Annotated in this window: 11 protein-coding genes; 4 read left to right on the top strand and 7 right to left on the bottom strand. The window is 53.0% G+C overall.

Annotation, left to right across the window (positions count from 1 at the left end):
• Window positions 1-4: 4 nt before the first annotated feature.
• From R5R33_RS06230 to R5R33_RS06205, 6 genes are all read right to left on the bottom strand, one after another.
• Window positions 5-568 (bottom strand): polysaccharide biosynthesis/export family protein, encoded by a 564-nt coding sequence (locus tag R5R33_RS06230; protein ID WP_318955176.1) that lies wholly within the window; start codon window positions 566-568, stop codon window positions 5-7.
• A gap of 18 nt (window positions 569-586) precedes the next feature.
• Window positions 587-1,771 carry an outer membrane beta-barrel protein gene (locus tag R5R33_RS06225; RefSeq protein WP_318955175.1) on the bottom strand — a complete coding sequence of 395 codons (1,185 nt, stop codon included), beginning with the start codon at window positions 1,769-1,771 and terminating at the stop codon, window positions 587-589.
• Window positions 1,772-1,931: 160 nt separating this feature from the next.
• A complete protein-coding gene (locus R5R33_RS06220; protein ID WP_318955174.1) occupies window positions 1,932-3,347 on the bottom strand; it encodes an undecaprenyl-phosphate glucose phosphotransferase in 1,416 nt (471 codons plus the stop codon).
• Window positions 3,348-3,481: 134 nt separating this feature from the next.
• Window positions 3,482-3,910 carry a hypothetical protein gene (locus tag R5R33_RS06215; protein WP_318955173.1) on the bottom strand — a complete coding sequence of 143 codons (429 nt, stop codon included), beginning with the start codon at window positions 3,908-3,910 and terminating at the stop codon, window positions 3,482-3,484.
• 166 nt (window positions 3,911-4,076) lie between these two features.
• Window positions 4,077-4,544 carry a thioredoxin family protein gene (locus R5R33_RS06210; protein WP_318955172.1) on the bottom strand — a complete coding sequence of 156 codons (468 nt, stop codon included), beginning with the start codon at window positions 4,542-4,544 and terminating at the stop codon, window positions 4,077-4,079.
• Window positions 4,545-4,658: 114 nt separating this feature from the next.
• Window positions 4,659-6,143, bottom strand: coding sequence for an oligosaccharide flippase family protein (locus R5R33_RS06205; protein ID WP_318955171.1), 1,485 nt, complete (start codon window positions 6,141-6,143; stop codon window positions 4,659-4,661).
• A 354-nt stretch (window positions 6,144-6,497) separates the two neighbouring features.
• Between R5R33_RS06205 and R5R33_RS06200 the strand changes: the two genes are divergently transcribed.
• The 4 genes from R5R33_RS06200 (at window position 6,498) to R5R33_RS06185 (ending at window position 11,163) form a co-directional block, all read left to right on the top strand.
• Complete coding sequence (locus tag R5R33_RS06200; protein ID WP_318955170.1) at window positions 6,498-7,763, top strand: polysaccharide pyruvyl transferase family protein; 1,266 nt, start codon at window positions 6,498-6,500, stop codon at window positions 7,761-7,763.
• A gap of 234 nt (window positions 7,764-7,997) precedes the next feature.
• On the top strand, window positions 7,998-9,347 hold the full coding sequence (locus R5R33_RS06195; RefSeq protein ID WP_318955169.1) for a hypothetical protein: 1,350 nt from the start codon (window positions 7,998-8,000) through the stop codon (window positions 9,345-9,347).
• Between the two features lie 30 nt (window positions 9,348-9,377).
• Complete coding sequence (locus R5R33_RS06190) at window positions 9,378-10,316, top strand: glycosyltransferase family 2 protein (protein ID WP_318955168.1); 939 nt, start codon at window positions 9,378-9,380, stop codon at window positions 10,314-10,316.
• Window position 10,317: 1 nt separating this feature from the next.
• Window positions 10,318-11,163 (top strand): glycosyltransferase, encoded by an 846-nt coding sequence (locus tag R5R33_RS06185; protein ID WP_318955167.1) that lies wholly within the window; start codon window positions 10,318-10,320, stop codon window positions 11,161-11,163.
• A 24-nt stretch (window positions 11,164-11,187) separates the two neighbouring features.
• On the opposite strand, the gene R5R33_RS06180 is transcribed toward R5R33_RS06185, so the two are convergent.
• On the bottom strand, window positions 11,188-12,438 hold the full coding sequence (locus R5R33_RS06180; RefSeq protein ID WP_318955166.1) for a GNAT family N-acetyltransferase: 1,251 nt from the start codon (window positions 12,436-12,438) through the stop codon (window positions 11,188-11,190).
• Window positions 12,439-12,507: the final 69 nt, after the last annotated feature.

Raw genomic sequence — 12,507 nt, 5'->3', positions numbered from 1 at the left:
TCTATTAAAAAAAGCTTTGTTTAACGGTAATGATGTCGCCCGGATACAGCTTTGTATCCAGATCTGCGTCAATTATTTCCTGATCTTCTCCCTGGCCTCGCTTGATTACGATGTTTCTCTGGGAGGCGCGGGGCGTAAAGCCGCTGGCCATTGCAACCGCCTTGTTGATGGTGAGGCCAGGAAGGAAGGCATAACTACCTGGTGTGTTTACCTCTCCATCAACAAAAAAATAGCGATATTGCTTGATGGTTACTTCCACGCTCGGATTAACCAGATACCCGTTTAACAGTCCGGCAGCAATTTTCTTTTCGACCAGTGATGCGCTGAGTCCGGCAATCTTTACTTCCCCCAGAAATGGGTAGTTGATTACTCCGCTGTCACTCAAGCGCACTTCCACGGATAAGTCTTCTTCGCCATAAACGCGGATGGTTATGATGTCGCCGGCACCTAATTGGTACTGATCCTCAAGTACCGATGCCGGAATTTCAGCGGTCGTTAGGTTAGCTGCGCCAGTCAGCAACCAAAGTGCCACCAAGATTTTGGGCCAGCGGAAATTATTCTTGTACATAGAAAGCTCCTTGCATCTTCAGTAGGATGCATCAAAACCGAGAAAAACCTGATTGCGCTCATAGGAAAGAATTTCATCGCTGGCGTTCTTCGCAAGTGCGGAAACACCGGTGCGGAAGTCCAGCCAGGGTCGAAACTGGTAACGCAGCGTCATTCCCCATCGACGTATATTTTCCGTTAACTCGGCACCGGCGTACTCGGCATCGGTGTAACGGAAAAACGCGTTGCTGCTTATTTTTTCACTCCAGGAATGTTGCCATTCAACGAGTCCGGAAGTGGCATCGACGAAGTTTGCTATACCCGCAGCGGAGTCAATAGGGCGCCGCTCTGCGGTGAGGGTAAGCCTGCTTGTTTCCAATGGGCTCCAGGCGAAAGAAGCGATCCAACGTGGCCGTTGGTAGTCGGGTGTGCCATCATTTAGAAACTGCTTTCTTACCATTCCTCCCATCAATAGTGCGGTTAACTGTTCCGTATTGCGCTCGATGCCGAGCATCAGGGTGGCTTCATCATTATCACGGTCGGGAATGGTCAGGAGGTTGTCTTCGTAGCGTATGTTGCGACCCTCCAGGCGGGTGAGCAGTGCAGTTTTCCCACCCAGGTTTAACGAAAGGAGTGCGCTTCCATAGGGGGTACGACGATCGCGCGCGACAATTTCATCAACGTAGTTACGGTCGGTGGCACCGAGCGTGAGTTCGAGGTGACCGCGTGCACCTTCGGCACCATAGCCGTAGGTAATGAACAGATCAGACTGGTGATAGCGGTCACGTTCAAAGATCAGGCTATCGAGGTCCTCCGTGACCTGATCATTGAATTCCTGGTTAATATTCAGATAGGCCGCGCCGGCGGATAGGCTATGGCGGTTGCTGATTTCCCAGTCGGCACTGGCAGTCACCGAATGGTCTGTGAAGGAGTCGCGCTCGCTGTCCAGGTAATCGCCATAGGATAGCGAGTATTGTAGGGAGTAAAGGATTGTGCCGCGATCATATTCCAGACCGATGCGCGGGTTGGTCAGGAGAAGGAAACTGTCGATGCCATCCTCAGGTGCGTTAGTGATATTGTCATCATAACGCGTATCCATACTGATGGCGGGCGACAGTAAAAATCCGGAGCCCAGTTTTATGGGCTCGGCCACCGCGGGTAACCAAAGTGCACTGAATGCAACACAAGATAATTTGGCTGCGGTAGAGAAGGGTTTTTTTAGCATGTTTTGCCTTCCTGCTTGCGATATCGCTTTCAGGCGGGGACTGCTATAACCCGTCCGTAAAATCTCGGCTACATGGCCGTTCGAGAATTGAGTTTAGAAGTACTCAGAAAGAGTGCACGCCTTTGCATGAAAAATTTTCTGCAATAGGCGCACGCTTGTTTCAATATGCATTTTTTCCAACGAAGCCGCGCACCACTGTCAGGCATAGGATGTATATATCGAGGAGAATTGACCAGTTGCGAATGTAGTCCAGGTCGTGTTCGATCCGCTTGTGCATTTTTTCGAGGGTATCGGTCTCTCCACGCCAGCCGTTGATTTGCGCCCAGCCGGTAATGCCCGGTTTGACCTTGTGACGCAACATGTAGCCGCTGACAATGGACCGGTATTGTTCGTTGTGGGCAATGGCATGTGGTCTGGGTCCGACAATTGACATGCTGCCGCCGAGCACATTGAATAGCTGTGGTAGTTCGTCCAGCGATGTGCAGCGCAGGAAGCGGCCGAACGGAGTAACCCTGGCATCATCGCGGCTGGCTTGGCGAATATTGGTTCCATCTTCGGTGCATGTCATGGAACGAAATTTCCAGACATCGATGGTGAGGCCGTTCAGCCCATAGCGCCGCTGTTTGAAGAATATCGGACCGGGACTGGTAATTTTTACGCCAAGAGCAATCAGTAGCATCAAAGGGCTTAGCAGTACCAGAGCAAGCGTCGACACCGCCAGATCTTCCAGCCTTTTTAGCCAGCTGTTGATTCCCTGAATCGGGCTGTCGTAAATACTCAATACGACACTGCCACCGATATGTTGCCAGCGTGTGCGCAACAGGTTACTGCCAAAAATGTCCGGTAATAAAAATACCGTGGCGGTGGTGTCCGCAAGCGCCGATAGCAATTGTCCGATGTGCTTGGCTTCACTGATCGGCAGCGCAATATAGATCAAATCGAGTTTGCCGCGACGCGCCGCCTCGAGTGCCTGTTCCAGCTCGCCTGCCAATAGAGCGTTGTGCTTGAGGGAAATCCCGTCAGCATTACTATCGTCACCTGGCAGGCGATAAATCCCGTTCAGTCGAATGCCGAGCTGCGGGTTCTGTTGGAGTTCCCGGGCCAGTTTCAGAGCCGCTTCATTGAAGCCAAGGATAGCCGCGGCGCGGGTATTGTGATCGTGAATTCGTAAATAGGTCAGTGCACGGCGCAGGGCATAACGCCAGAGTGCCAGGCAGATTAGCGTCAGGCAAAACCAGCTGCCAACTATCAGGCGGGAGTAGGTTGAACCCCGGGCGGCAAAGTAGGCCATCAGTAACAGTAAGAGGCACACCAGAGACCATGCGAGTGCGGTGGTCGAAAGCATATTCCGGAAGCTGTCGGTGCGCCATGAGCGGTACAGCTCTAACGACTCTCCAATAAATGCAAACAGCACTACCGCGGTGAGGCCCGCGATCAACCAATCTTTACTGAGCTCCTGACCTGCACAGAAAGTGCAGATCATCAGTGCCCCCAAAATCAACGCGCCATCCAAAAGTCGATAAACCGCCGCCAGATCACTTTGATGCGTGCGAATCCATCCCTGCTGCACAACCATACCTCCAGGATTCCTACTTAAACCTCAACATCGATGCTTTATTCGGGGTGGTTTCAAAACAACCTTATTGAGCATCTTTTGCTCATAAGGTGGGCTGTGTATCACAACAGCGCAAGTCGTTTGATCAAATATTGTCACCAATGCTTTCGGATACGCTGGATGCGCCAATTTTTTTCTTTGCACCAGCGGCGCAGGTGGCGCCGTACCCAGCGTGCGAGCAGCCAGCCCAATGGGATACCCGAAACACCGGCGAAAAAATCAGCCATTGAAGCGGACCGGCGTGTCAGGAAAGCCCCCTGAGCCAGCTCCAGTACGATGGCCGCGAGAAGCAGGGCGGCCATTACGTATTTGCGTGAGGGGGGTTGAAAGGCGAATACCGATATATAGGCGATCACGAGGCAGGCGCTGAAGTGCAGCACCAGGTCGAAATGAAGAAATGGTTGCGGTAGCGGGGTGGGTCGGAGGCCGGCATACAAGCAGGCGAGCAGGATACCGCTTAGTAGCAAGCGCCATTTGCCCGCATGACGTTCCGAACTGGCAATGATTGGTATTCTCCGGTCCATGAAATCACCCCGAGCAACAGCACGGAGTCATGGGCGTATGGCGTAATCCAGACCACATGAAAACGAATGAATTGAGAGGGGCCGACATTGTTGTCTCAGGAGTTGCAGTACACCGACAAGTGTATATTTTTTGGTCAGGGAGAACGAAAAATTTTCGTGTTACCTGCTACCTTTTGGCACCTTTCCATTTATCGATAAAACCAGAAAATTTTGCGACAGAGTAGGATTTTCCCTCCTCAATGCCACTGGTATTTTGCGCGCCAATAACCTTGCCTTCATTATTGACGATAACAAAATACGGATAACCCTTTGGTTCGGGAAGGTGGCTCAGGAAATCCGCATTGTTGTTTTCCCCGCTGACATTTATTTTCATGACAACAAAGGTTTCCTCTAAATCCATTTTTAACGATTCGTTCTTCTTGATGAATGCGCTTAATCGATGGCACCAGCCGCACCAGTTTCCTCCAAGTATGATTAGTATTAATTTCCCATCTTCTTGCGCGTCTTGTTGTGCCATTCTGAAATCGTCAAACGGGTCTCTTTTGGGGTCGTAGTTCTGGTTGTAGGGTTTGTCATTGAAAGCCGACGCGCTCAGGCTGATAAAAAAGGCGAAAACCAAAACCAAGCTCCTCATACATTCCTCCTGAATGTGTTCAAGCTCTTGCCAACTCTACTGCACCGCCAATACCTGGGTTCCTGGGCGCTGTGTAAGTAGCGATTTGGGTGGAAAACCTGCGTGTGGATATCTTTATGTATCATTGCCTGCCAGTGACTGGTTGCGCTCGGCGGCGTTAAACCGGCGCAATAGATTCCGGCATTCTTCGCGCAGTTGGGCATCTGTCAGGGCGAGCAGGCCTGCGAGGATCAGTGCGCCGCCTGCACCGTACAATAGTTGTAGTAGTACACCGACAGTAGTGGTCGGTTGCTGTGCGTCACCAGCGAGCAAGGTGACTGCTATGGCGGCGCCCGCAGCAGTGCCGAACAGCAATAGCAGGCGGCCAACAAACGCGCGTTTACCGTGGGCGAGTGGGGTGATAATTACCGATACCGCGAGCGCGACTAGCTCACCGGCTATCCCACAGGCCGCGATAACCTGAACGGAATAACCGGCTGTCGCAAAATACACCGCGAGCGGCAGGGAAAAACTGCGAAAGATATTCGCGATCATCGCGTTTTCCGTATGTCCCTGGCTATTGGCAATGATCGAGGGGGCGATACGTAAAACGCGCAATGCCTGCATGACACTCAGTAGGCCGATCACGCTGGTTGCCTGCATAAATTCACTACCATAGCTTAACTGGAGCAGCGCTGGCCCCGCCAGCGTGAAACCGCAAACCATCAGTAGCCCAAAGGAGGCGCAGGCAGTGAGCGCCATAGACGAACAGCGCCCGAATAGCTCGAAATTTTCCCGATTGCGCGACAGTATTGGCATCAGCAATATCGCGCTGAGTTTCGCAAAAATCATCGTCGGCAGCATGCAAAGGGAGAAAGCCACGCTGTACCAGCCGAGGGTGTGCTTATCAAAGAGCGAGGCGATGATCACCCTGTCTCCCTGAAAAATACCAAACATCAGAAATCCGTTGATGAGCAATGGCCAACCAAAATGCAGTTTGCGTCGTGCCAGATCCTTGTTGACCGTCCAGCGGTAGGGTCGGCGCGCCAAAATGTGTGATGCCGACACAGCTAGTATCGTCTGCAGAATAATAACCGTCAGCATCAGCCGGTAGTCGTCGAACAGCAGTGAGGCCAGGAATGCCGCCAGCAGCGTCAGCAATTCCGGCAAGATGTCAAACAATGCGGTTGGCAAAAAATCCAGCTGTCGCTGGCGCACCACCAGATCAAAATGCATCAAACCGTGCAACAGGGGAACCAGTGCCATCAACTGAAAACCGTGGACCAGATGCGGTAGGTCGAAGAGGTTTGCTACCGGCGCGGCTGTCAGCAGCAGTATGAGTGCCAGGATGACTCCCTTGAAGAATTGCATCAGGTGGGCCGATGCGAGCATGGCATCACTGCCACCTTCATCGTCCTGTACCAGAACACGATCGAGCGCCAGGTTACTGGTCATTTCCACCAGCGTAATCGTCAGAGCAAACGTGGTGCCAATACCAGTTTCTTCGCTACCTATATGGCGGGCAATGATGATGTTTCGCAGCAATGAACACAGGGCTACAAGTACCTGGCTCGCAGCGAGTACGGAAGCGCCTTTTACGATTTTATTTCGGACAGACAAGCCAACCCCCTGTTCATCGCACTGCGAGTGCTGAGTGCGCCGCTTAATTATGATGCGTTCGCTTCGGCAGGGCGCCGTGACGCGCTCAACGACAAGCCATCACAGTGTAGTAAGTTCCGCTAGGAGCGGGTTACAAATTGTTCCGTTCGCGCATAAAAGCTTATTAGTGTTTATGAAAAAATAAGCGCCATTTCCTGTGAAATAGGAACAGGTTCAGCACCCATATACTACCTTTCCCTTCAGTAGAAGCCACGGCGTTGCAGCGTGCATGAGGATCCAGATCCTGTGCCACTGCAAAATTCATCGGCTACCTCGCATGAATAAAATGTACGTATAAATCGAGGAGAAAGAATAGTGACGTCCATTTCTCTGCTAGGTGCGGCTCCCGATACAGGAAATCTGGGCGTCAGCGCGCTTTCGCATTCGGTCGCTTTTGCGCTTCGGGAGCGGATCCCGAATGCAGATTTGTGCATCTTTGACAACGGCCGTGGGCTGCGTCGCAGTAAATTGCGGATCGGTGATGACGAGTGGTTCGTTCGACTTTGCGGCTTGAGTAACAGTCGGCGCGTTTACCGCCGTGAAAGCCTTGCACACATGCGGCTAAGCCAGGTTTTTCCACAGCTTTTGAATAACGGCGTGCGCACGATTGCACAATCGCGCGCTGTACTCGATATCAGTGGTGGCGACAGTTTTACGGACCTGTATGGTTCCCGGCGCTTTGAATTGATCAGCAGGCCAAAGCAGATTGTCATGCGTGAAAATCGTCCTCTGATTTTGCTGCCGCAGACATACGGTCCCTTTCGCGAGAAAAAAAATCGTGCGCGTGCGGCGGATATCGTGCGGGGGTGCGATTCAGCATGGGCACGCGATTCACGCAGTTTCGAAATTCTGGTGGATCTTCTCGGCTCTGACTTTGACGCTGCCCGCCATCGCTGCGGCGTTGACGTCGCCTTTCTGCTGCCGAAGACCCGCCCGGAATATATTGAAAGTCCCCTGCAAAGCTGGCTGGAAGGTACCTGTGGTGAAGTCGTGGGCCTGAATGTAAGTGGCCTTATTTACAATGGCGGACAAGATGCCGCACGCCAATATGGCATTTCTGCAGACTATGCAAAATCCGTTTTGCAATTGATAGAGCGTTTGCTGGCAACTTCTGATGTAAATATTTTACTGGTTCCCCATGTAAAAGCTCCGCCAACAAAATGTGAGTCCGACTTGCGCGCTTGTCGTCAGCTGCTTGAACGGCTCGGTCCGCACGCTGGTAGTCGTGTGCGTGTGCTTGCGGGCGAATACAACGAAATGGAAATCAAATGGATTATCGGACAGTTGCAGTGGTTCTGCGGTACGCGTATGCACTCAACGATTGCCGCGCTCTCATCGGGTGTGCCGTGTGCATCGATAGCCTACAGTGACAAGACCCTAGGGGTGTTTGCAAGTTGTGGACAACAGGCACAGGTGTTTGATCCGCGCCAAATGGACACCGCGGATCTGGTGGATTGTGTCTATCAGTCATTTCTTGAACGCTCAGATTTGCGGTATCCGCTGCAACAGAAATTGCCCGCTGTCATCGCCAGGGCGAACTCCCAGATGGATGAAATTGCCAAGATGTGTCTCAACACATGATTCGATAGCTTCGTTCGCTGGTTGTTAGTTGCGAGATAGATGTCTAAATCGGGCCGATAGGAATCACGGAATTTGATAATTTAAAAAATTGTTGAATCTCTTGCCCTTCATCAGCGTTTCGAATTATCGCGCTGAGTTTTTCTGGCCGGGCTTAGAAACAGATATGCCTCGCCACGTAGTCCGCATTGGGGAATCGTGGTGCCAAGCTTCAGATTTTTTCGGGAGTGATTTCAGATGTATGAACGCGTCATGCCGGTCTTTTTTGGCGGCGGCCTATGGGCGGACCAAACCGTGGCGCATCCGGTGGGTATTGCGGCGCTTTTGATGGCGCTTGGCACGCTGCTGATTTTGCCTAGACGCTTCCAACTTTTCCCCCTCGTCGTCATTGCACTCGCGTTGCCGGGGGCGCAGCGCATAGTGATCCTGGGGCTGGATTTTACCTTTGTGCGTATCATGATTCTCGCGACTCTCGCGGTGGCGGCGCTGCGCGGACAGCTGCGCACAATACGTTGGGGATTGCCGGATACGCTGATCCTTACTGCGGTATTGTGGAACGTGCTGGTATCGGGTGCTGTCCGGGACGGACTAGATGGCTTCACTAACAGCGCCGGCGGTTCCATCAATACGTTTGGAGCTTATCTCCTGGGGCGGGTCTATTTACGTTCATTGGCGGACTTTCGCCGACTACTGCTTTGTTTTGCGTTCCTGTCGCTGCCGATGCTCGTATTTTTCATGTTGGAACAGTTTAGCGGACACAATATTTTCTCGGTATTTGGCAGCGTCCCGGAGCAGACGATTGCACGTAATGGCCGGTTGCGCGCCCAGGGCCCGTTTGCGCACCCGATCCTGGCAGGAATCTGCTGGGCAACGATTCTGCCGTGTTTGATTGCACTGTGGCAGGCCAGGACCGGTGCACGAGTGTTAGTCGCCGCGGGCATTGTTGCCATGCCACTGATCGTTATCGCATCCGCCTCCAGTACTCCAGTGGTGGCATTGATGTGCGGCTTTGTTGGCCTTGCGTGCTATAGGTGGCGTCACTACATGCGGTCCGCGGCGTTAGCCCTGGTGGCGCTGCTGTTTGCTCTGCATCTGGCGATGAATATGCCGGTATGGCATCTGCTCGCTCGCATCGATATCACCGGAGGCTCTACCGGTTGGCACCGCTACAACCTGATCCAGCAGGCGATAAATCACTTTGGAGAATGGTGGGCGCTCGGAACTTCCGCCACGGCACACTGGGGCTGGGGTATGCAGGATATCACCAACCAGTACGTTCGCGAGGGCGTGGCTGGCGGCATCGTGCAATTGTTGCTGTTCGTTACCTTTCTGTTGGTTTTGTTCATTCGTCTCGGGCGAGCACAGCGGCTGACCCGTTCCGTGGCCGAGAGCCGCTTGTTGTGGGGAATGGCGGTTGCGCTGTTTGTGCACTGCACGAGCTTCCTCGCGGTGTCTTACTTTGGACAGATGGTTAGCGTGTTTTACATATTCGTCGGCGCCGTCGCCGCGGTAACCGAATATCGCCAACCCGCTCGCGCCTTGGTGCGAGCTGGACGGCGGGCACCAGTAGCTACGGTCGGCGCTTGAAGTTTATTTTCAAAAATCCAGGGTTTACGTATGTCGAATTCAACCCAGCTCAACATTGTGATTGTTTGCTACAACTGCGGTGGGGAGATACTTCGGTTACTAGACGATATTGTCGACGGCGATCTTGCCCTCGATACGATTGAGTTCTTTGTTGTGGATAACGCCTCACAAGACGACTCGCGTGCACAGTTGCGAGGGCTGTCATTGCCGAAGATTAACCTGATCGAATCTGAGAAAAATCTCGGATTTGCCGCCGGATGTAACCTGGGAGTGAAGGCGATCGCCAATTCCGCGCCGATTCTCTTCCTCAACCCGGATGTGCGATTGCAGCACGATAGCCTGAGTAACCTTTTGGAATTTTCCAGAGAAAATCCACACTGTGGCATCTGGGGCGGCGCTACCTGTAACGCGCTCGGTGAGTTTGACGGAAAGTCAGCCTGGCGTGAGCCATCACTGGTGGATCTGCTGTGCTGGAGTTTGGGTGGCGATATTTTGCTCAGAAAACTGCTAGGACGCACCAGTGGTGGTTATTCCCCGGGATCACTGAGTAAATCTGGTGATGTGGACGCGGTGTCGGGATGCTTCCTGTTGATCGACCAGACCCTATTTCATCAGCTCGACGGTTTTGATGAAGACTTCTTTCTGTATTCCGAGGAAATCGATCTATGTCGTCGCGGGCGTTTGTTGGGGGCGCGACCGAGGGTGACGGAGCGCGCACTGATTATGCATGCCGGCAGCCAGACCCTGTCGGGTATCAACAAGCTGAACCATCTCTATCGCTCCAAGTTGCGCTATTTCCGCAAACACGGCGCCGAACAGCAGGTTGTGGTGGCCCGGGCGTTGATCGCACTGGGAAGCTGGTTGCGCTTTCTGGCATTCTCTACGCTTGCTCTGGCCGGCAAACAGTATGAAACACAGAGGGAGTTGTGGGGGGAATTTCTGATCAGTCAGCGGCAGTGGACGAACTGATATGCGAGAGGAAGCACTACCGGCGGTGATCATCCCCGCGCACAATGAAGCAAAGACTATCCGCAAGTTACTGCAGGCGATATATCCTGGTGTAGTTCTTGGAAACTATACGGTATCCGTTGTCTGCAACGGATGTACAGACCATACCGCGGCGGTGGTTCGGGACGAATTTCCTCAGGTGCGATGTCTGGATATTGTGCGTGCCGGAAAGACAAATGCACTCAATGAAGCCGAGGCTCTGGGGCTTGGCTTCCCGAGGATTTATGTAGATGCCGACGTCCTTATCAGTGAATCTTCATTACAACTTTTGATTGAACGCTGCAAGGGGACAAAAGAACCTTTGGTGGTGGCTCCGCGCGGCACTTTGGATGCCGCGCAGAGTGATTTCCTGGTTAGGACCTATTATCAGGCGTGGAAGAAAACCCGTTTTTACACCGAATTTGGCTACGGTTCCGGGGTCTATGGGCTTAACCGCGCCGCGCGCGAAACGTTTACAAAGTTTCCAGATATTATTTCCGACGACGGTTATATTCGTGCGTTGTTCTCTTATCGGAATATTGCGGTGTGCGAACAGGCGCGCAGTCGCGTCAGTACACCGGGAAATATTTGGGATTTACTGAAAATAAAAACCCGCAGCAAGTTAGGCAAGCTGCAGTTATCTCGCCAGCGCGAATGTCACACTCCGAAAGAGCGTGGAACTTCGGCATTTACCCGCAAACTCTCACTGAGCGAGTTGCTGGTGTATTACGCGATAAACGCGTTTGCTTACTTCAATGCACTGCGCTTCCAGCGCCGGGTTTCCAGCTATCGCTGGCACAGGGACGAGTCCAGTCGCCAGGCGTCGTGAAAGCGCTTTGCTATTGATATTCAGTTATTGTTTGACCCGCTCGAGTGCGCGCCGCCATAGTCTCCGGGCTCTATCCAGCATATTGGTACTGGTCAGGATTTTGCGCAACCCACGATTTGCCCCTTGCACCACTCCGTCCAGGCGTCGCGCGATCCATGCGGCGCGCGATTTTCCATAGAGGTAGTACGTAGCCTCTTTCCTGCACAGGCTGCCGGTTCGCTCCTTGTAGGTGGCATTACCAAAGCCGAAGTCGAACCAGCAAACTCCTTCATCCGGCATTCTCTCCATGATTCGTCGCATCAGATAAGCACCTGGTGCGAGTTCGCGGTACTCTGGCAAAAAAGAAGTGGCGAGGTAATTAAAGGTGTTGCGGCACGTGCCCCCAACAGCGTAAGCGACGATGACATCGTCGGCTTGCAGCAGGTAACCGCGCAACTGGCCGTTTGCGGCGAGGATGTTGAGGTTTGTGTGCCAGCGTTTATCGTTGCGTACGCCTATCCCCAAACTACCCTGGTAAGTATGCTGGCTGATCGCTGTGGCGGCGACAATGAACGGAATGACATCTTTTTCTGTGTTCATTTCGCGGATTTGGAGTTTTCCCTCAAACACTGCCTCGAATTTTCGATCCTGACGACGAAAATTGCGCAGATTCTTGGCGGTATTCGTTACTACGGGTTTGCCACTGGCGTCGGTAAGCTCGGTAAACCAGTGGTCGGTAATGACTGGGGTGCAACCACCAGGTCCGGAAAATGTAGCGGAAATCAGTTTTCCGGTTTCACTTTCACATGGTAGGTGGTGGATGGATACGGCATCGACATCGCCACTGGCGAGGAAGTCGCGAATATAGTCGAGCTGTAACAATGCGGTCATCTCGTCATTGGCTTCAAGTCCGCCGTGGATGACTTCCAGTGTTTTCAGTTGCGGCATTGGCACCGACAGCGGACCTATTGTGCGCTTGGGGCGCGCGATCGCCATGCGCGCGATAAGGATACCGGTGGGTTCCCCGGCGGACTCCCACAGTGCAACGTGTGGCGACAGGTAGCAGTCGTTGGCCGCGATATATGGCAGGAAAAAGTCGTGGGATGCATTGGCTGGCCGGGGCGCATGGGTGCGCCTGTCCTCACTCTGCTCCCATAGTTGCATCAGGTCGCGCGCTCCTTCCGGGGTGACCGCGATCCGCGGGGTCGTGGTCGCAGCAGTGGATCTGCGGTGTTCTTTGCTAATGGCCGCAGTGCTGCTGGATGGTTCCAGTTCGGTACTGACATCCGATTCCATTCCGGTATCCAATTCCGAGTTCATTTACAGATCCTTGTTAATTTTTTACGGTTTTTATTCTAGATGTCC

The organism is Microbulbifer pacificus (genome assembly GCF_033723955.1).
GTDB lineage: Bacteria > Pseudomonadota > Gammaproteobacteria > Pseudomonadales > Cellvibrionaceae > Microbulbifer > Microbulbifer pacificus.
This window is presented reverse-complemented; position numbering and strand designations above follow the sequence as displayed.